The sequence below is a fragment of the Pseudomonas donghuensis genome (assembly GCF_000259195.1).
In the GTDB taxonomy this organism is placed as follows: Bacteria; Pseudomonadota; Gammaproteobacteria; order Pseudomonadales; family Pseudomonadaceae; genus Aquipseudomonas; species Aquipseudomonas donghuensis.
On record NZ_JH650770.1, the window covers coordinates 127,921 to 148,075 of the forward strand.

Annotated in this window: 16 protein-coding genes and 2 tRNA genes; 10 read left to right on the forward strand and 8 right to left on the reverse strand. The window is 62.8% G+C overall.

The features are described from left to right. Nucleotides 1-367 (forward strand): DUF805 domain-containing protein (locus UW3_RS29760; protein WP_010224249.1); only part of this gene is annotated, 367 nt, incomplete at its 5' end. Here the strand turns inward: UW3_RS29760 and UW3_RS0118300 are convergent. The 3 genes from UW3_RS0118300 to UW3_RS0118310 form a co-directional block, all read right to left on the reverse strand. Further along, nucleotides 361-2,052 carry a molecular chaperone HscC gene (locus UW3_RS0118300; RefSeq protein WP_026001395.1) on the reverse strand — a complete coding sequence of 564 codons (1,692 nt, stop codon included), beginning with the start codon at nucleotides 2,050-2,052 and terminating at the stop codon, nucleotides 361-363. The two genes, UW3_RS29760 and UW3_RS0118300, sit on opposite strands and share 7 nt — an antisense overlap. 157 nt (nucleotides 2,053-2,209) lie before the next feature. Beyond that, nucleotides 2,210-2,286, reverse strand: a tRNA-Asp gene (locus UW3_RS0118305). A gap of 16 nt (nucleotides 2,287-2,302) precedes the next feature. Next, nucleotides 2,303-2,378, reverse strand: a tRNA-Val gene (locus UW3_RS0118310). Between the two features lie 159 nt (nucleotides 2,379-2,537). Between UW3_RS0118310 and rdgC the strand changes: the two genes are divergently transcribed. Beyond that, nucleotides 2,538-3,458, forward strand: coding sequence for a recombination-associated protein RdgC (gene rdgC, locus UW3_RS0118315; protein ID WP_010224252.1), 921 nt, complete (start codon nucleotides 2,538-2,540; stop codon nucleotides 3,456-3,458). A gap of 175 nt (nucleotides 3,459-3,633) precedes the next feature. Beyond that, the gene (gene sugE, locus UW3_RS0118320) at nucleotides 3,634-3,951 is read left to right on the forward strand and encodes a quaternary ammonium compound efflux SMR transporter SugE (protein WP_010224254.1); all 318 of its coding nucleotides are present in this window, start codon (nucleotides 3,634-3,636) and stop codon (nucleotides 3,949-3,951) included. Between the two features lie 15 nt (nucleotides 3,952-3,966). Here the strand turns inward: sugE and UW3_RS0118325 are convergent, their stop codons facing one another. Together UW3_RS0118325 and UW3_RS0118330 are read right to left on the reverse strand one after the other, a co-directional pair. Next, nucleotides 3,967-5,847, reverse strand: a complete 1,881-nt coding sequence (locus UW3_RS0118325) for an MFS transporter (protein WP_010224256.1) — start codon at nucleotides 5,845-5,847, stop codon at nucleotides 3,967-3,969. Between the two features lie 79 nt (nucleotides 5,848-5,926). Beyond that, nucleotides 5,927-7,072, reverse strand: coding sequence for a TDT family transporter (locus UW3_RS0118330; protein WP_010224257.1), 1,146 nt, complete (start codon nucleotides 7,070-7,072; stop codon nucleotides 5,927-5,929). A gap of 163 nt (nucleotides 7,073-7,235) precedes the next feature. On the opposite strand from UW3_RS0118330, the gene UW3_RS0118335 reads away from it, so the two are divergent. Beyond that, a complete protein-coding gene (locus tag UW3_RS0118335; protein WP_010224259.1) occupies nucleotides 7,236-8,420 on the forward strand; it encodes an MFS transporter in 1,185 nt (394 codons plus the stop codon). 420 nt (nucleotides 8,421-8,840) lie between these two features. Beyond that, nucleotides 8,841-9,140 carry a DUF6124 family protein gene (locus UW3_RS27270; protein ID WP_010224261.1) on the forward strand — a complete coding sequence of 100 codons (300 nt, stop codon included), beginning with the start codon at nucleotides 8,841-8,843 and terminating at the stop codon, nucleotides 9,138-9,140. Between the two features lie 84 nt (nucleotides 9,141-9,224). Here UW3_RS27270 and UW3_RS0118345 read toward each other — a convergent pair whose 3' ends face one another. Further along, nucleotides 9,225-10,415, reverse strand: coding sequence for an MFS transporter (locus UW3_RS0118345; RefSeq protein WP_010224263.1), 1,191 nt, complete (start codon nucleotides 10,413-10,415; stop codon nucleotides 9,225-9,227). 91 nt (nucleotides 10,416-10,506) lie between these two features. Between UW3_RS0118345 and UW3_RS0118350 the strand changes: the two genes are divergently transcribed. After that, entirely contained in the window at nucleotides 10,507-11,052 is a 546-nt protein-coding gene (locus tag UW3_RS0118350) for a TetR/AcrR family transcriptional regulator (protein ID WP_010224266.1), read from the forward strand. 119 nt (nucleotides 11,053-11,171) lie between these two features. Continuing rightward, nucleotides 11,172-14,648: a PAS domain-containing hybrid sensor histidine kinase/response regulator gene (locus tag UW3_RS0118355; protein ID WP_010224268.1), complete on the forward strand. Its 3,477-nt coding sequence runs from the start codon at nucleotides 11,172-11,174 to the stop codon at nucleotides 14,646-14,648. On the opposite strand, the gene UW3_RS0118360 is transcribed toward UW3_RS0118355, so the two are convergent. After that, entirely contained in the window at nucleotides 14,620-16,008 is a 1,389-nt protein-coding gene (locus tag UW3_RS0118360; RefSeq protein ID WP_162835466.1) for a DNA recombination protein RmuC, read from the reverse strand. The two genes, UW3_RS0118355 and UW3_RS0118360, sit on opposite strands and share 29 nt — an antisense overlap. A gap of 183 nt (nucleotides 16,009-16,191) precedes the next feature. Next, nucleotides 16,192-16,620 (reverse strand): tetratricopeptide repeat protein, encoded by a 429-nt coding sequence (locus tag UW3_RS0118365; protein ID WP_026001396.1) that lies wholly within the window; start codon nucleotides 16,618-16,620, stop codon nucleotides 16,192-16,194. 969 nt (nucleotides 16,621-17,589) lie between these two features. Here UW3_RS0118365 and UW3_RS0118370 point away from each other — a divergent pair. The 3 genes from UW3_RS0118370 to UW3_RS0118380 all read left to right on the forward strand — a co-directional run bounded on the left by UW3_RS0118370 (nucleotide 17,590) and on the right by UW3_RS0118380 (nucleotide 20,093). Further along, the gene (locus UW3_RS0118370; RefSeq protein WP_010224272.1) at nucleotides 17,590-17,814 is read left to right on the forward strand and encodes a hypothetical protein; all 225 of its coding nucleotides are present in this window, start codon (nucleotides 17,590-17,592) and stop codon (nucleotides 17,812-17,814) included. Between the two features lie 369 nt (nucleotides 17,815-18,183). Further along, a complete protein-coding gene (locus tag UW3_RS0118375) occupies nucleotides 18,184-18,666 on the forward strand; it encodes a hypothetical protein (protein ID WP_010224273.1) in 483 nt (160 codons plus the stop codon). Nucleotides 18,667-18,812: 146 nt separating this feature from the next. After that, the gene (locus UW3_RS0118380; RefSeq protein ID WP_010224274.1) at nucleotides 18,813-20,093 is read left to right on the forward strand and encodes an OmpP1/FadL family transporter; all 1,281 of its coding nucleotides are present in this window, start codon (nucleotides 18,813-18,815) and stop codon (nucleotides 20,091-20,093) included. The last annotated feature ends 62 nt before the right edge of the window (nucleotides 20,094-20,155 follow it).

The following is a 20,155-nucleotide window of genomic DNA, read 5'->3' on the forward strand; positions in this document are numbered from 1 at the left end:
CCTATGGAAACTGGGCAGCCGCCTGGGTCGCAAGGGCTATGGCGTACAGGTGGTCGGCAGCGTCTTGCTCGGGCCGATCCTCACCCTGACGGCCAGCACCTCGCTCGGGCAGGCCTTCTTCGGCCTGTTGTTCTTCGGCCTGCTCGGCAGTGCCACCCTGCGCCGTCTGCACGATATTGGCCGGGGCATCCCGACGATGATCATCTTCGCGATGCTGCTCCCGTTCCTGCACTTCTTGCCGTTGGTGCTGCTGATACTGCCAGGCGAACCGCTGCCCAACCGCTACGGCGTACCGCCCGTCCATCAGCCACAGGACAGCCTGGACAGTGGCCTGCAAGCCGCCCTGCGGCGGCTCAACGGTCAGTAACGCAGTTCGTCCAGCGCCTCGATGAGGCGCTGGCGAGCGTTGGCGATCTCTGTCGAATGCTGGCCGGCCAGGATCGCGCTGAACTCCTTGAGCCAGTCACCGATCAAGTCGCGGTCATCGCCCAGGGTCTGCGACCAGGCGCGCTCCAGGCGGGCCAGCAAGGTCCGGTTGGGCAATGCGTCGCGCGGGTGGATCTTCAGCCCGGCAAGGCGCGCATGGCTGGCTTGGCGCGCTTCTTCATCCAGCCCGGTAGGGCTGCGATCGATCACGTGGCTGAACTGCTCGCCAGTACCCGGCAAGGTGACATCGACTTCCAGCAGGCCGTTGATGTCGTAGCTAAAGCGCACGTCCAGGCGCTGGAGCTTGCCGTTTGGCGTCAGCGGGACCTTGAAGGAATCGACAAAGATGTTGTCTTCGACACTCGGTCGCTCGCCCTGATAGACCCGGATGCTGATCATTTTCTGTTCAATGTGGGTGCTATAGAACGGCTTGATCCGTGAAGTCGGAATCACAGTATTGCGGTCGATGATCGGCGCAAAGATCTCGCTCTGGTATTCACCATCCACCGCGGCGATACCCAGGGTGTAGGGGCAGACATCGGTGAGGATCAGCTCTTCGATCGCCGAATCGCGCGCCTTGCACGCCGCCTGGGTGGCGGCGCCGAGGGCAACGATGGTGTCCGGGTCGAGGTGGCGGTAAGGCAGGCGGCCGAACAGGGTCGAGACCATCTGCTGGATCACCGGCATGCGCGTGGCACCGCCGACCAGCACCAGGCTGTCGAGGTCACTGGCGCGCAGGCGCGCATCGCGCAGGGCCTGCTCGATCGGCGCACGAATCCGCGCCAGCAAAGGCGCCCAGATCTTCTGCGCACGGGCTTCATCCAGCGACCACTGGCGGCTGACGCCGTCACCGTTCCAGCTCAAGTGCTGCTCGCCCTCGCCCAGTTTGCACTTGAGCTGCTCGATGGCATCGGCAAGGCTGGCCAGGGCCTGGGGCGCAAGCATCGCGGGCTTGAGTTGCCAGCCCTGCAGGCAGGCCTGCAGCAAGGCGGCGGTAAAGTCTTCGCCACCGAGGAAGTTGTCGCCGGTCGAGGCATGCACCTCGATCAGCGGTAGCGCGTACTCCAGCACCGTGACGTCAAACGTGCCGCCGCCAAGATCGAAGATCAGCGTGCGCTCGAACTTCTGCTCGTGCAGGCCGTAAGCCATGGCCGCAGCCGTCGGTTCGTTGATCAGGCGCTGGACTTTCAGCCCGGCAAGCTCGGCGGCAAAGCTGGTGCGCTTGCGCTGCTCGTCGCTGAAGTAAGCCGGCACGGAAATCACCGCTTCGCTGATCGGGCAGCCGAGAAAAGCTTCGGCATCGGCCTTGAGCGAGCCGAGCACCAGCGCCGACAGTTCTTCGGGGCTGAAGGTCTGGTCACCGAGCGTGATCTTTTTTTCGCTGCCCATGAAGCGTTTGAAGGCGGCTGCGGTACGTTGCGGGTGGGTGGTCAGGCGCGAGCGCGCAGCCTTGCCGACCAGGATGCTGCCGTCTTCGTCGAGGCTGACCACCGAAGGAGTGAGCACGTCGCCGAGGGCATTGGGAATCAGTTGTGCCCGGCCATCTTGCCAGACCGCCACCAGGCTGTTGGTGGTACCCAGGTCGATACCCAGCATTGGCGCCGGGGAAGTGCTTGCATCCTGCATGTTCGATCTCTTGCTCAGAAGTGGGGCTGGCACGGAGAAAACAGTAGCGTCCCAGCGTACTGGTGGATTCTGGACGAATTCCAGAAACAAAAAAAGCGACCCTAAGGTCGCTTTCTTTGTGGCTTCCGGGTGTTCAGTGGGCCCTGGAAGCTAAATATGGCGCAGCGGACGGGACTCGAACCCGCGACCCCCGGCGTGACAGGCCGGTATTCTAACCGACTGAACTACCGCTGCGCGATACACTGAGAAGTGGTGGGTGATGACGGGATCGAACCGCCGACCCTCTGCTTGTAAGGCAGATGCTCTCCCGGCTGAGCTAATCACCCTTCGTCTCGGTGTGGCGCGCATTCTACGGAGCACCGCACACTCTGGCAAGTACTTTTTTAAAAAAAATTTTCAGGCGTTCCAAAGACTTAGCGGACTTGGCCTGAAGCGCCCGCTCGGAGAATAATGCCCTCCTTATGTGTTGAGGAGAGATTCACCCCATGTGGTTCAAAAACCTGCTGACCTACCGCCTGACCCAGGACATCCCGTTCGACCCCGAGGCACTGGAAACCGCTCTGGCCAGCAAGCCGGCTCGCCCATGCGCCAGCCAGGAGTTGACCACTTATGGCTTCATCGCCCCGTTCGGCAAAGGTGAAGACGCACCGCTGGTGCATGTCAGCGGTGACTTCCTGCTGATCGCCGCACGTAAAGAAGAACGCATTCTGCCGGGCAGCGTGGTGCGCGATGCGGTCAAGGAGAAGATCGACGAGATCGAAGCCGAGCAGATGCGCAAGGTCTATAAGAAGGAGCGCGACCAGATCAAGGACGAGATCATCCAGGCCTTCCTGCCGCGCGCCTTTATTCGTCGCTCGATGATCTTCGCCGCCATCGCCCCCAAGCAAGGCCTGATCCTGGTCAATTCGGCCAGCGCCAAGCGTGCCGAAGACCTGCTGTCGACCCTGCGTGAAGTCATCGGCTCGCTGCCGGTGCGCCCGGTGACCGTGAAGATCGCCCCGAGCGCGACCATGACCGACTGGGTCAAGACCCAGCAGGCCGCGCCTGACTTCTATGTACTGGATGAGTGCGAGCTGCGCGACACCCACGAAGACGGCGGCATCGTCCGTTGCAAGCGCCAGGACCTGACCAGCGACGAGATCCAGTTGCACCTGGGCACCGGTAAGGTCGTGACGCAACTGTCGCTGGCCTGGCAGGACAAACTGTCGTTCGTGCTCGACGACAAGATGGTCATCAAGCGCCTGCGCTTTGAAGAGCTGCTGCAGGACCAGGCTGAAGAAGACGGCGGCGACGAGGCCCTGGGCCAGCTCGATGCCAGCTTCACCCTGATGATGCTGACCTTTGGCGAGTTCCTGCCGGCGCTGTTCGAGGCGTTGGGAGGAGAAGAAATCCCGCAGGGGATCTGACTTCAAGCTGCAAGCTGCAAGCTTCAAGCTGCAAGAAAGAGCAACAGCCACACGCGCTGCCTTTGCTTGCAGCTTGTCGCTTGCAGCTGATAGCTTATGCCCCCTGTGAGGACGGCCTCACGACGCACCGCGTGACCATTCCGGGGACGGCCCCATCACTTGATGGAGACTCTGCATGTCCTGGATCATCCTGTTTTTCGCCGGCCTGTTCGAAGTCGGCTGGGCCGTCGGTCTGAAGTACACCGACGGCTTTTCCCGCCCCCTGCCCACCGTACTGACCGTTGCCGCGATGGTCATCAGCCTCGGCCTGCTGGGCCTGGCCATGAAAGAACTGCCGCTGGGCACTGCCTACGCAATCTGGACCGGCGTCGGCGCAGTCGGCACGGTGATCGCCGGGATCATCCTGTTCGGTGAATCCATGGCCCTGGTACGGCTGGTCAGCGTGGCGCTGATCATCTGCGGCCTGGTCGGGCTCAAGGTCAGCACCAGCTGACCCTGCCCCGCCGCTTCAGCGTGAGTCGCCGCGCAGTGCGCTGACCCGCTCACGCAGCATTGCCGGCTCTGCCGCTTCCACCGGGACGGCAGAACCGGCCACCAGGGTCACCCGCGACCACAAGCGGCGAAAGAAGCCCTTGGCCGGATCGCGGCTGAAGAAACTCCCCCACAGGCCCTGCAACGCCATCGGAATCACCGGCACCGGTGTCTGCTCGATGATCCGGCTGAGGCCGCCCTTGAACTCGTCGATTTCACCGTCGCTGGTCAGCTTGCCCTCGGGGAAGATGCACACCAGTTCACCGTCAGCCAGGTAAGCGGCAATCTGCTTGAACGCCCGCTCGTAGGTCTCGATATCTTCACTGCGCCCGGCAATCGGAATCGCCCCGGCGGTACGGAAGATGAAGTTGAGCACCGGCAAGCGGTAGATCTTGTAGTACATGACAAAGCGAATCGGCCGGCGCACCGCGCCACCGATCAGCAGCGCATCGACGAACGACACGTGGTTGCAGACCAACAGTGCTGCGCCCTGATCAGGAATCTGCTGCAGGTCACGGTGCTCGACGCGGTACATGGAATGGCTGAGCAGCCAGATCATGAAACGCATGGTGAACTCGGGGACGATGCGGAAGATATAGAAATTCACCGCGATGTTGAGCAGCGACACCACCAGGAACAGCTGCGGAATGCTCAGTTCCAAGAAGCTCAGCAGCACCACGCTGAAGATCGCCGAGACCACCATGAACAGTGCGTTAAGGATGTTGTTGGCGGCAATCACCCGCGAACGCTGGTCTTGCGGGGTGCGCGACTGGATCAGTGCATACAGCGGCACGATATAGAAGCCGCCGAACACACCCAGACCGAGAATCGACCCCAGCACCCACCAAGCCTGGGCGATGCCCAGTACCGCCAGCCAGTCGTACGGCGCGGCCGCCGGCAGGATCTCGCCGGAGTGCCACCACCAGAGCAGGCCGAACAGGCTCAGGCCGAAGGAGCCGAACGGCACCAGGCCGATTTCCACCTTGTGCCCGCTCATGCGCTCGCACAACAGCGAACCGACGGCGATGCCCACCGAGAACAGGGTAAGGATCAGGGTCACCACGGTCTCGTCGCCGTGCAGCCATTGCTGGGCGTAACCGGGGATTTGCGTCAGGTACACCGCGCCAATGAACCAGAACCACGAGTTGCCGACGATCGAGCGCGACACCGCAGGCGTCTGCTTGAGGCCCATGCGCAGGGTGGCCAGGGTCTGGTTGGCGATGTTCCAGTTGATTTTCAGCTCCGGCGTAGAAGCTGCGGCGCGCGGAATGCCACGACTGGCCAGGTAGCCCAGCAGCGCCACCAGCACCACCGCCGATGACGCCCAGACGCCGTAATCGGCGCTGGACATCAGTACCCCGGCACAAATAGTACCGGCGAGGATCGCCAGGAAGGTGCCCATTTCCACCAGGCCGTTGCCGCCGACCAGCTCTTCCTCGCGCAGGGCCTGGGGCATGATCGAGTACTTCACCGGGCCGAACATGGCCGAGTGGGTGCCCATGCCGAACAACGCCAGGAGCATCAGCAAGGGTATCTGGGTCATGATGCCAATGGCACCGACCGCCATGATCGCGATCTCGGCCAGCTTGATCACGCGGATCAGCGCGTCCTTGGCGTACTTCTCACCGAACTGCCCGGCCAGCGCCGAGAACAGGAAGAACGGCAGGATGAACATCAAGGCGCAGGCGTTGACCCAGATGGCAGTGTCCTGGCCGTGGGGGCTGGCGATCTTGTAGAGAAACAGCAGGATGACCGACTGCTTGAACAGGTTGTCGTTGAACGCACCCAGCGACTGGGTGACGAAGAACGGCAAAAAGCGCCGTTTGCCAAGCAGGCTGAATTGTGAAGATTGACTCATCGTCCGTGTACCTGAGTGAGGCTTTGTTATTGGATACGCGCAGGCCGCACAAAGCCACAAACACCCAGGTAAATGCAATCTACTTGTTCAGGCCGGCAATGCACGGCGACACGAACAGCTCGCCATGCCAGGCACCGCGCAGGGTCAGGGCGGTGACCAGCAGCCACAGTGTGGCCAGGGCCACCACCAGCAGCATGCCCAGCTCATGGAAGAAACCCAGGCCCAGCCAGGCCGCCAGTTTCAGGGTGGCCAGGGTGTACACCCCCAGCGGGAAGGTAAAGCCCCACCAGCCGAGGTTGAACGGCATGCCGTGGCGGATGTAGCGCAGGGTGATCAGCACTGCGGTAAGCAACCACCACAGGCCCGCGCCCCACAGCACGATCCCGGCAATCAGGCCCAGGCCACGGGCGATTTCACCGAGGCTGCCGAGGCCATTGGCGGCGAAGATCGCCGGGGCATCGGCGCCGAGCAGAAGCATGCCCAGGGCACCGGTACCGATCGGCCCCAGGGCCAGCCAGCTCGACGCCGCCATGTTGGCCTGCGGCAGCTTGTGCAGGGCCATGCGCAGCATGAGGATGGTGAGGATGCTGAACGCCACCGGCAACGACACCGCCCACAGCACATAGCTGGTGATCAGCACCTGAAACTGCGTGTGCGCATCCACCAGGTGCGGCGCCAACAGGCCGCCACTGGCGGCGGCAACTTCAGCCGCCACCACCGGCAGCAACCATACCGCGGTCATCTGGTCGATGCTGTGTTCCTGGCGGGTGAACATCAGGTAGGGAATGGCCACGCCGCACAGCAGCGCCAGGCCGACGTCGAACCACCACAGCGCCTCGACCCAGGGCAGGATGCCTTCGCCCCAGCGATTGATGCCGAACACCAGGCAACCGTTGAGAATGGTCGCCAGCCCCATGGGGATGGTGCCAAAGAACATCGATACGGTGGAATGGGCGAAGATCCGCCGCGCTTCGTCAAAGAACAGCACCCAGCGCGCGGTGTACAGCAAGGTAAACAGCACGAACAGGCCGATGGTCAGCAACCACAGGGATTCGGCCAGGCCGCGCAGGCCTGGTACATCAACCTGCGCCAGGGCCAGGGCGAGCACGCCGGTGCCCATGGTCGCGGCGAACCAGTTGGGGGTGAACTGACGAATCACTTCGCGCGGGTGCGCCAGCTGGCTCAGCGGGCGTAACGGCGAGGTGCGGGTTTGGCTGCAAGGCATGATGGATTCTCCTGTCCTCCGGTGAGGTTGAGCTCATCTTATGCCTGAAAAATATATCTATATAACGGGTATTTTCTCTATCTGTTATCGGTTTTACAGATATACAGATTACCTCGCCCAACGCGTATGCTCAGCACCGATAACAACAAGGACGTGGTTAACAATGCTCACCGCTATCAAAAGCTACTCGGCGCAGGTTCGCCTGCTACTGGCGACCACCTTCATCCTGACCCTGGCCCGGGCGATCACCCTGCCCTACCTGGTGGTCTACCTTGCACAGAACTTCGCCCTGGACATCAGCGGCATCGGCCTGATGATCGGCGGCGCACTGATCGTCGCCTCATTGCTGAGCCTGTACGGCGGCTACCTGATCGATACCCTGCGCAGCTACACGGTGATCATCGCCGCGACCCTGACCTTTACCCTGGCCTTCATTGGCGCGGTGGTCAGCCGCGAACTCAGCCTGTTCTTCCTCTGCCTGGTGCTGATCAACCTGGCCCTGGCAGTGGTGGACATTGCCGCCAAGGCCGGCTTCTGCGCGCTGCTGCCGCTGGAGGAGCGCAGCGAGGTGTTCTCGATCAAGTACACCCTCAGCAACGTCGCCTACGCGGTCGGCCCCTTCGTCGGCGTGGCGCTGGTGCTGCTGGATGATCACTTGCCGTTTTTGCTCTCGGCGCTGCTCGGCCTGGCCATGTGCCTGAGCTACCGGCGCTGGGGCGAGCGCGCGGCGCGGGCGCGGGTCGAAGGCAACGAACAGGCCGGGTTTCTCAGTGTCGGCGTGCAACTGGTGAAAGACCGCCGGCTGATCTGCTTCACCCTCGGCGGTGCCCTCAGCGCGGTGGTGTTCGGCCAGTTCACCGCCTACCTGTCGCAGTACCTGGTGGTAACCAGCAGCGCCAGCGAGGCGGCGCGCTACATCAGCTACCTGGTGGCCACCAACGCGGTGACGGTGATTGCCTTGCAGTATGTGATTGGCCGGCGCATCAGCAGCCGCCAGCTGATGCCCTGGCTGATCGCCGGCATGGCGCTGTTCCTGGTCGGCCTGCTGGGTTTCTCGCTGGCCCAGTCGCTGCTGGTCTGGTGCCTGGCGATGCTGGTGTTCACCCTCGGCGAGATCATTGTCATCCCCGCCGAGTACATGTTCATCGACAGCATTGCCCCGGAGCATCTGCGTGGCGTGTACTACGGCGCGCAGAACCTGTCCAACCTCGGCGCGGCGCTGGGCCCGGTGATCTGCGGCTTTGCCCTGGCGCACCTGGTGCCGGTGGCGACCTTTTACCTGTTGATTTTTTCGGTGTTGCTGGCGGCGCTGTTCTATTACCTGGGGGCCCGGCGAGCGCCGAATTAAAGCATCGCGGGGTCTGCGATGAACCAGTGGGAGCGGGCTTGCCCCGCGATGAGGCCAGTACCGTCAGCCGCGGGCTCGGTATTGCGATCCTGAACGAGCTCGATAAACCCACAACCAGCAGCGACAAATCGCAATGCTGTAAGTGTTTTCTGTCAGACCGTTCTGAATCATACTTCCGGCGCCGTTGCTCTGTTGTGCCATGCCCGTCATGGACCTAGGCTGCTATCGTCGTTGGAAAGTCCAATGAGCGGATTTAGCAGTCCGAGAATGACAGAGATCTACGAACACCCCTGTTATGGCGGTTGTACGTGGGGCACCTTCGGGTGCGCCGGTTCTCTGTCACCGGTCTGCTAACCCGCGTACAGCTGCCACCTTTCGTTTAGCAGCGAAAGATGGTTGCGCCACTGACAGAGGTTACCCATGAAGAAAATCGTCCCCGATCCCCCTAGTCTCGACCTGACCGAGACGACCACCGCGAGCACATCGTTCGGCACCAACCGCATGTTCAGCGTCCGCGAGGGCATACCTGCCGAAGAGGCCCTGCTGCACGCAGGCCAACTGCTGCGCTGCGCCGAAGCCACAGTGAGCGATGCGCTGGATCATCTCACCCTCAACGACCGCTCAATCGTCGCTGGCGCAGGCCAACATATCGAGACTGCCCGCGCGCTGATCGATGCGGTGATTGATGGGGGTGGCGTGCAACGGATTTTCTCGGACTAAAAGCATCGCGGGGCAAGCCCGCTCCCACAGAGGATCAATGAAATCCTGTAGGAGCGGGCTTGCCCCGCGATGAGGCCAACACAGTCAGCCGCGGGACAAAGCCCGCACCGGCAAGCTCAGAATCGCTGCCACGGCGCACAAAATGATCACCGCCAAGGCATACCCCTCGCCGGTCGGCACCAGGCCGAAGCTGCGCACCATCCACCCGGCCAGCATGGCCGGCACGCAGAACGCCAGGTAGCTCAGCACATAGAACGTCGCCATCAGCCCGGCGCGTTCGTGGGCCTCGGCCAGCGGCATGATGCTACGCAACGCACCAAGGAAGCTGGCGCCAAAGCCGATGCCGGTGACTACAGTGGCGAGGAAAAACAGCCCCAGCTCACCGCGATGCAACGCCAGCAGGATCAACAGCATCCCGGCCGGCAACACCCCTGTGCCCAGGCGCAGGATCTGCCCGGCCGGACGCAGCCGCAGGTGGTAGATGGCCACGGCGCCGGTCACCGTCAACGCCGCCACCAGGCCGCCGCCCACCAGGTTCGAGGTTGCCCCGGTGGCCTCGCGCGCCAGTGATGGCGCCAGCGACAGGAAGAACCCGCCCAGCGCCCAACCGGCGACGTTCACCGGCAACATCCGCCACACCGCTGCCCGCGCCTGGGGCGGTACATGCAGGGCCGGGCGCAACGATGCCAGGGCGCCGGGCTGGCGGCTGACGCTCTCGGGCAGATGCCACACCAGCAATGCCAGCGTGACGAACAAGCCGAGCAACAGCCAGTAAGCCAAACGCAGCGGCCACGGTGCAAATTCCACCAGCAGGCTGGTACCCAGGCCGCCGCTGGCCATGCCGAGCAAGGGCGTCAGGCTGTTGACCAACGGCCCCTGCTCGCGATCGATATCCAGCAACGCAGCGCCCAGCACGCTGGTGGCCATGCCGGTGGCGAAGCCTTGCACAATCCGCGCAGCAATCAACCAGCCGACACTGTCGGCCTGCAGGAACAACAGCATGGAAACGCTTTCCAGCACCAATGCAGTGAAGATCAGTGGCCGCCGCCCCAGGTAGTCCGACAACGAACCGACTGTCAGCAGCGCCGCCAGCAAGCTGACGGCATACACGGAAAAAATCAGCGTCAGGGTCACCGCCGAGAACTGCCAGGCTTGCTGGTACAGGTGATACAAAGGCGTCGGGGTGCTTGAGGCAGCGAGAAAGCCGAGCAAGGCAAGCGCCAGAAATACCAGACGAAACCGCCGTGAGGCTGGGGCTTTGAACAACATGAACATGATCAGCACTCCGCTAAAGCAATTATTTAGCTTTTACGCAGTTTGCTCGCCTTCATTCCTTAACGCAAACCCTTTGTGTTAAGGTCGACCGATGGCGATTAAAGAAGGTATCCGCACGGGTGGGCGCAGCGCCCGTGTGCAGGCATCGGTACATGCGGCGGTACGCGAACTGCTCAAGGAGCAGGACCGCGCGAGCCTGACCGTGCCGCAAATTGCTGCCCGCGCCGGCGTCACCCCGTCGACCATCTACCGGCGCTGGGGCGAACTGGCAGCCTTGCTGGCCGATGTCGCCGTCGAGCGTGTGCTGCCCGACGTTGCACCGCTCGACACCGGCGAGCTGCGCGCCGACCTGCGCGCCTGGACCGAGCAATACCTCGACGAAATTACCTCCGAGCCAGGCCGCAACCTGATGCGCGACGTACTCAGCAGCGCCTGCCCGGGTTACTGCACCCATATCCTGCGCGGGCAGCTGCAGGTCATTCTCGATCGTGCCCAGGCGCGCGGCGAGGCCTTGCCGGACATCGAGCGCCTGCTCGATTTGCTCGTCGCGCCGACCGTCTACCGCACCTTGTTCGCCGAAGCCCCGCCAACCCTGGAACAGCTCTACTGCCTGCTTGACCTGGCCTTGCCCGGCTAAGGCCTGCGACGCTCTGCCACTGCGACCATCGTCGGCGCTGACGAAGCCTCTGCGGCGTGCCAGACTGATTGATCGAGGTTCGCTGTCGGGCTGAATCACCCTTTTGCTTCGGAGTTGTCATGTCGCTGTCCAGTGGGCTGATCGCCGTGGTCGCCCTGGCCTATATGGCCATCATGTTCGCCATCGCCTTCTACGGCGACCGCCGCAGCACGCCGCTGCCGCCGCGCCTGCGTGCCTGGGTGTACAGCCTGTCACTGGCGGTGTACTGCACCAGCTGGACCTTCTTCGGCGCCGTCGGCCAGGCCGCCGAACAACTCTGGGCATTCCTGCCGATCTATCTGGGCCCTGTATTGCTACTGCTGTTCGCCCCCTGGGTGCTGCAGAAGATGGTGCTGATCAGCAAACAGGAAAACATCACCTCGATCGCCGACTTCATCGCCGCGCGCTACGGCAAATCCCAGAGTTTGGCGGTGGTGGTGGCGCTGATCTGCCTGATCGGCGTGCTGCCCTATATCGCCCTGCAGCTCAAGGGCATCGTGCTCGGCGTCAACCTGTTGATCGGGGCTGGCGCCGATGCCACCGGCAGCCGCGTGCAGGACACCGCGCTGGTGGTGTCGCTGGTGCTGGCGCTGTTCTCCATCGTCTTCGGTACGCGCAGCCTGGATGTCACCGAACACCACCGCGGCATGGTCCTGGCGATTGCCTTTGAATCCCTGGTCAAGCTGCTGGCCTTCCTCGCCGTCGGCGCCTTTGTCACCTTCGGCCTGTTCGACGGCTTCGACGACCTGTTCAGCAAGGCGCAACTGGCGCCGCGCCTGGAAGGCTTCTGGAACGAGACCATCAACTGGCCGTCGATGATCGTGCAGACCGGCGTGGCGATGATGGCGATCATCTGCCTGCCGCGCCAGTTCCACGTCACCGTGGTAGAGAACATTGAGCCCCAGGACTTGCGCCTGGCACGCTGGGTGTTCCCGATGTACCTGATCCTCGCCGCACTGTTCGTGGTACCGATCGCCCTGGCCGGGCAGATGCTGCTGCCAGGTTCGGTGCTACCGGACTCCTTCGTCATCAGCCTGCCGCTGGCCGAAGCCCATCCGGCGCTGGCGCTGCTGGCCTTTATCGGCGGCGCTTCGGCGGCCACCGGCATGGTCATCGTCGAAGCCGTGGCGCTGTCGACCATGGTCTCCAACGACATGCTGCTGCCCTGGCTGCTGCGCCGCAACAACGCCGAGCGGCCGTTCGAAGCCTTCCGCCACTGGATGCTCTCGGTGCGCCGGGTGACCATCGTCGTCATCCTCCTGCTGGCCTACGTCAGCTACCGCCTGCTCGGCTCCACCGCAAGCCTTGCGACCATCGGCCAGGTGGCCTTTGCCGCCGTGACCCAATTGACCCCGGCCATGCTCGGCGCCCTGTACTGGAAGCAGGCCAACCGCCGCGGCGTGTTCGCCGGCCTGGCCGCCGGGGTGTTCCTGTGGTTCTACACCCTGGTGCTGCCGATTGCCGCCCACAGCCTGGGCTGGTCGCTGACGCTGTTCCCGGGCCTGGCCTGGCTGCACGGCAACCCGTTGAACCTGCCGATCACCCCGCTGACCCAGGGCGTGGTGCTGTCGCTGGCGGGTAACTTCACCCTGTTCGCCTGGGTGTCGATCCTCTCGCGAACCCGGGTGTCCGAGCACTGGCAAGCCGGGCGCTTCATCGGCCAGCAGACCAGCGCACGGCCGAGCAGCCGTTCGCTGCTGGCGGTGCAGATCGACGACCTGCTGCACCTGGCCGCACGCTTTGTCGGCGAAGAGCGCGCCCGGCAAAGCTTCATCCGCTTTGCCTACCGCCAGGGCAAGGGCTTCAACCCCAACCAGAACGCCGACGGCGACTGGATCGAACACACCGAGCGCCTGCTCGCCGGCGTACTGGGCACCTCCTCGACCCGCGCGGTGGTCAAGGCGGCCATCGAAGGCCGCGACATGCAGCTTGAGGATGTGGTGCGTATCGCCGACGAAGCCTCGGAAGTGCTGCAGTTCAACCGCGCCTTGCTGCAAGGGGCGATCGAGAACATCAGCCAGGGCATCAGCGTGGTCGACCAGTCGCTGCGCCTGGTGGCCTGGAACCGCCGCTACCTGGAGTTGTTCAACTACCCCGACGGGCTGATCAGCGTCGGCCGGCCGATTGCCGACATCATCCGCTACAACGCCGAGCGCGGCCTGTGCGGCCCGGGCGAGGCCCAGGTGCACGTGGCAAGGCGCCTGCACTGGATGCGCCAGGGCCGCGCGCACACCTCAGAACGCCTGTTCCCCAATGGCCGGGTGATCGAGCTGATCGGTAACCCGATGCCCGGCGGTGGCTTTGTCATGAGTTTTACCGACATCACCCCGTTCCGCGAAGCCGAACAGGCCCTCAAGGGTGCCAACGAAAGCCTCGAACAACGGGTGGCCGAACGCACCCATGAACTGTCGCAACTGAACCAGGCACTGACCGAAGCCAAGAGCCACGCCGAAGCCGCCAACCAGTCCAAGACTCGCTTCCTGGCTGCGGTCAGCCACGACCTGATGCAGCCGCTGAACGCCGCGCGGTTGTTCTCGGCGGCGCTGTCGCATCAGGGCGATGGCTTGTCGGCCGACGCCCAGCAACTGGTCCAGCACATGGACAGCTCGCTGCGCTCGGCCGAAGAGCTGATCAGCGACCTGCTGGACATCTCGCGCCTGGAGAACGGCAAGATCACTCCCGACGCCAAGCCTTTTGCCCTCAACGAGCTGTTCGACACCCTCGGCGCCGAATTCAAGGTCCTGGCCCAGCAGCAAGGCCTGGATTTTCGCCTGCGCGGCAGCCGCCTGCGGGTGCAGAGCGACATGAAACTGCTACGGCGAATTTTGCAGAACTTCCTCACCAACGCCTTCCGCTACGGCAAGAGCCCGATCCTGCTGGGTGTGCGCCGCCAGCAAGGACGGTTGTGGCTGGAGGTCTGGGACCGTGGCAGCGGCATCGCCGATGACAAGCTGCAGGTGATTTTCGAGGAGTTCAAACGCCTGGACAGCCACCAGACCCGCGCGGAAAAAGGCCTGGGCCTGGGCCTGGCAATCGCCGACGGCTTGTGCAAAGTGCTCGGGCATCCGCTTGAGGTGCGCTCCTGGCCGGGCAAGGGCAGCGTGTTCCGCGTCAGCGTGCCACTGGCCACGGCGCCGGCGGTAGCGCTGGCCTGCCCCGCCGAACAGGCCGGGCAGCCACTGGCGGGCCTGCAGGTGCTGTGCGTCGACAACGAAGACAGCATTCTCATCGGCATGAACAGCCTGCTCAGCCGCTGGGGTTGCCAGGTGTCCACCGCGCGCAACCGCGCAGAATGCGATGCCCTGCTTGCAAACGGCCTGCGCCCGCACCTGGCGCTGGTCGACTATCACCTGGACGACGGCGAGATCGGCACCGAACTGATGGCCTGGCTACGCACCCGCCTCGGCGAGCCGGTACCTGGCGTGGTGATCAGCGCCGACGGGCGCAGCGAGATGGTCGCCCAGGTGCATGCCGCCGGCCTCGACTACCTGGCCAAGCCGGTCAAGCCGGCGGCCCTGCGCGCCCTGCTCAATCGGCATCTGAGCCTGGCCCAGTAAGGGCGCTGGCGGCCAGTGGGTCGCCTTCGCTCATGGCCCGTTCGAGCAGCTCGGCAGGCAGGCTCTTGCTGGCCCGGGCGCCGAGCAGCTTGAGCTGTTCGCTGCGGCTGATCAGGTTGCCACGGCCTTCGCAGAGCTTGTTGCGCGCCGCGCTGTAGGCTTTGTCGACCTGCTGCAGGCGGTTGCCCAGCTCGTCCAGGTCCTGGATGAACAACACGAACTTGTCATACAGCCAGCCGGCGCGCTCGGCGATTTCCCGGGCGTTCTGGCTCTGGCGTTCCTGCTTCCACAGGCTGTCGATAACCCGCAAGGTGGCCAGCAACGTGGTCGGGCTGACGATCACGATCTGGCGGTCGAAGGCTTCCTGGAACAGATTCGGTTCAGCCTGCAAGGCCGCCGAAAACGCGGCTTCGATGGGCACGAAGAGCAAAACGAAATCCAGGCTGTGCAGCCCTTCGAGGCGATTGTAGTCCTTGCCGGACAAGCCTTTGACGTGATTGCGCAGCGACAGCACATGCTGCTTGAGCGCGGCCTGAGCGATCTCGCTGTCATCGGCGGCAACATACTGCTGGTAAGCGGTGAGGCTGACCTTGGAGTCGACCACCACTTGCTTGTCGCCCGGCAGCATGATCAGCACGTCGGGCTGGAAGCGCTCACCGTCGGCGCTCTTGAGGCTGACCTGGGTCTGGTACTCGCGGCCTTTCTCAAGCCCGGCGTGCTCCAGGACCCGCTCCAGAATCAGCTCGCCCCAGTTACCCTGGGTCTTCTGGCCCTTGAGCGCCTGGGTCAGGTTGGTGGCTTCATCGCTCAGGCGCAGGTTGAGCTGCTGCAGGCGCTCCAGCTCCTTGGCCAGCGAGAAGCGCTCGCGGGCTTCCTGCTGGTAGCTGTCTTCCACGCGTTTTTCGAAGGCCTGGATGCGCTCCTTGAGCGGGTCGAGCAACTGCCCCAGGTGTTGCTGGCTGGTCTGGGCGAAGCGCTGCTCGCGCTCATCGAAGATCTTCGTGGCCATTTCGGCGAATTGCGCGCGCAACTCGTCACGCGAGCCCTGCAGGTCGTCGAGGCGTTGCTGATGGCTTTCCTGTTGTTCACGCAGCTCGGCGCTCAGGGCTGCGCTGTGGGCATCCAGGCGACGCAATTCGGCTTCGCGGGCAGCGCGTTCGAGCTGCCAGGCGTGCGCGGCGTCGCGAGCGTTGTCGCGATCGATCTGCAACAGCTCAAGCTCACGGGCCTGGGCAGCCAGGGTAGCCTGCTTGGCGGCGTTGGCCTGGCCCAGGTCGCTGATTTCGTCGCGACTGGCATCCAGTTGGGCGAGCAGGCCTTCCTGGGCCAGTTGCACGTTGCTCAGGCGCTCCTCGAGCAAGGCTGCTTGCGCCTGGCGCGCACTCAGGCGCCGCTGCACCTGCAGCACCAGCGTCAGGCACGGCACGGCCGCCACCACGATACCCAGCAGAATACTGGTCAGATCCACTGCCATAGCCACCCCGATCTCCCTCGGCCAACGATCAACGGCTCAGCTTATCAGCCTTGGGCCTGCGCGCCGCACTCAGGCGTCAGGCAATTGCCTGAGCAGGCGCACGGCTTCCTGCGAGCCCTGGGCCGCCGCCTGTTCCAGCCAGTAACGGCCCTGGGCCGGCTCATTCAATTGCCCCTGGGCACACAGGCGGCCGTACTCGAGCTGCGCCCGGCGGTCACCGGCCCGTGCGGCCTGGCGCAGCAGTTCATGGCCGATACGCCGGTCGCGGGCATTGCCGCAGTCACGGCAGAGCATCTGCCCCAGGCGGCTCTGGGCGACCACCACACCCTGGCGCGCCGGCTGCTTGAGCAGGCGCCCGGCGAAGTGCTTGACGTTGGGGTTGTCACCCAGGCGCGGGCTGTCGAGCAACCACAAGGCAACCTTCAAGGAGAAGCGCTTGGGCTCGGGCAGGGGCGGTTGGGCAGCAGGAGCAACGAGGGTTTTGGAGCGAAACTTCATAAAAAACAGCGAAGGCAACTCGAGAGGCGCGCCACTCTACTCCATTTCTCTGACAATGGCCCGGTGCTTTTTTGCACTTTTTTTCAAAATATTTCAGCGTTTTTTCTTGACGTCAGGGCGGGCATTTTGTCCCTGGCAGAAGACTGCCGAAGGATTGTCGGACACCGGCTAAAAAGCTGGCACGCCCGTCCTAGAGCAAGCGCTAGGGACAATCCACAGAAGCTGTGGATAACTCGGTGGACAACCCCCTAAACCACCCCGCAAACCCCTATGAAATGGGGCTTCCAGTCAAACTGTCGATTTTTTCACCAGCTAAAATAAGTGTTTTTTTTCATTGACTTAAGGCAACGGCCAAGTCATTGGCAGCCACCTGCCGCGTTGTTGCAGAGCTGTAACAGCGGCTGCCCCATGTGTGCACAACCGCCCCGAAGCGAGGCATTTCCCTGCACGAAATTGGCACGTTCCCTGCCTTACAGCGCTGGAAAGGTGGTGAAATAGCACTTCACAGCGAGCCAGGAACGCGACATACTGGCCGGCTCGCCAGACGAAAACTTACAAAGCTTGCCAAGACCGGCAGACTCCTGTAGTCTTGCCGCCGTTAGTACCAAGCTGAAAGTCAATTCTGGCCAAAGCAGTCCTTACAGTGCCCTGCCCCTCACTTCGGACAGGCCTGTTGAAACCAGGACCGGCCCACTCGATGGCTCCCCAGGTAAATCACTTCTTACTCTGACCGAGCCAACCTGCAGATTGATCAGGATCTTCACCCAGCGGCATTGAACCCGACCCTGGTGTGCTGCCTGTCCTCTGACGTACCTACCAGTCAGCCCCAGCGCCACATGATAAATGCGCCCAAAACTGGCTGCCCTGTTCCAGTCAGGTTCTTCGCACCGGCTTAAATGCCTGCGTTACTGGAACGTTTTATATGTGCACGGATCAAAACCGTGTCTATTGCAGGAACATCTAATAACTATGAATCACTCTATCCATACTCAGGCTGCCATTCGCACCCTTTCCCAGGCATTTGCCCCTCTGAACTGCTTGATCCTGGCGTCGCGCAAAGGCGGCTTCAGCTTCACCCTGGTCAACGAGCACGGCATTGCCCGTCACAGCGAGCGCCTGTACCCGGAGCAATACTCCGAAGCCGAGCCGCTGCAGGCCGTCATCGAGCGCACCCGTCAGGCCCTGGTGGCCTGATCCGCACGATGCTGCAAACGCTCAAGCCCCGCCCTCTGGCGGGGCTTTTTTATGCCTGGTAAATCTGCCGAATCCCCCTGTGGGAGCTGGCTTGCCAGCGATGAGGGCAGCCCTGGCTAACGTGTTGCGGCCATCGCTGGCAAGCCAGCTCCCACAGGAATTTGGCCATCCTTTAGTGCGAATCACTAATCGCCACACGGCATATGATTTATAACTAAAAGCCGTAAATGTTTTAAAAACAGGCCTTTACAGCACGAATATGACACTAGACTTCAACTCAAGCGGCAAAGGCCGCTTCCGGCGGGCCGGACCGACTCACCAGCTGCCAAGCTCCAGCGTCCGCCGGTCAATTTCAAGTTCGAGGGCATCATGGGTATCGCCGCGAGCGAGTTGAGCCAATTTGTCATTCGTCCAACCCTGGTTTATCTGGGCCGTCACTGCGCCAGCGCCGAAGCCCTGCTGCTCGGTGTCGCCGCCAGCCAGTCGGCCCTCGGCTCGGCCCTGCACGACCGCCGCGGCCACGGCCTGTACCGCATCGGCGAACTGCGCCACCAAAGCCTCTGGGACCAGTTCCTGGCCCGCGACCCGGACCTTGCCAGCCTGGTCCGCGGCCTGGCCAGCCAGCATGCCTTTCTCAGCGGCCCGCACCTGGAACTGACCGTCAACCTGCGCTACGCCACCGCCATCGCCTGGATGCTGATCGAAGAACAGGCCCCCGAACTACCCGCCGCCGACGATTTACTGGGCCTGGCACGCATCTGGCGACAAACCTTCCAACCCCAGGGTCGCCTGCGCGATTTCACCAGCGCCTGGCAAACCTGCGTCGCCCCTGTGACTCTTCAGGCCTGCTGAGAGTCACTGCTTCCCAAAATCGGAAAATTCCCGCCATCTTGGTAGGATTGTCCTACAAAACCGCTCTATCTCCTGCGATACAGCCTATAGCGCTGCGGGCGAAATGTTGGTAGTTTTCGCCCCGGAGATCCCAAGGAGTTCTAATAATGAAAAAAGTCATGCTCAAAACCTCTCTCAGCCTCGCCGTCACTCTCGCCTCGACTCAACTGTTCGCCAGCGGCTTCGCCCTCAACGAACAAAGCGTCAGCGGCATGGGCACAGGTTTCGCGGGTCGCTCTTCTTCTGCCGATGATGCCAGCACCGTTTTCGGCAACCCCGCCGGCATGTCGCGCCTGAAACGCGAGCAAGTCACCGTCGGTGGTGCCGCTCTCATCGCTAAGTCCGATATCAGCGGCAGCGGCACCTTCGGTGGCAGCAACGACGGCGACATGGTTCCGGTCGTCGGTGTGCCGATGGGCTATTACGTCAAACCTATCGATGACCATTGGGCCTTCGGTATCGGCATGTACGTGCCGTTCGGCCTGGTAACCGACTATGAAAGCGGCTTTGCCGGCCGCTACTTCGGCAGCAACAGCGAAGTCCAGGTCATCACCCTGCAGCCAACCATCAGCTACGCCTTCAACGACAAGGTCTCGATCGGTTTCGGTCCGACTATCAACCGTATCGACGGCACCCTGGAATCCGCCTCGCTGAACCGCACCTCCCTGGGCAGAAATGACGGCAAGGTCAAGATCTCCGGTGATGACACCGCCATCGGCTACAACATCGGCGTGCTGGTACAGGCAACCGACAGCACCCGCGTAGGCCTGACCTACCACTCGATGGTCGACTACAAGCTCGAGGGTGACACCAAAATCAGCGGCTCCGGCTTTGGCCCACTGAGCGGCAGCAAGTTTGATGCCTCGTTGAAGATCAAAACGCCGGAATCGGTCGACTTCTCCGTCACTCACGAGCTGGATGCCAACTGGACACTTTATGTCGGTAGCACCTGGACGCGCTGGAGCCGCCTGGAAGCCATCACCGTCAACAACGAAGGTGTTCCTGCCCCCCTGGCACCTGCCCTGGGGCAGATCAGCGAAGAACAGAACTGGCACGATACCTGGGCTCACGCCATTGGCGCAGCTTACAAGCTGAACAAGGAATGGACCCTGCGCGCCGGCTTCAGCGTCGACCAGTCGCCGACCAACAATACCAACCGCTCGCCACGCATCCCTACAGGCGACCGCAAGGTGTTCAGCCTCGGTGCAGGTTGGAGCCCGAACGACGACATGACTGTCGACATCGCCTACTCCTACCTGATGGAAGAAGACGTCAAGGTTCGCCAGAACACTTCGCCTACCGACCCGGCGCACTTCAAAGGCTCCTACAACGCCAAGTACGAAAACAGCGCTCACGGCCTGGGAGCATCGCTCACCTACCGCTTCTGATTCATTCCACGTCGCAGAAAACCGCCAATCCTGGCGGTTAATGAGATGGTCACCCCGACACC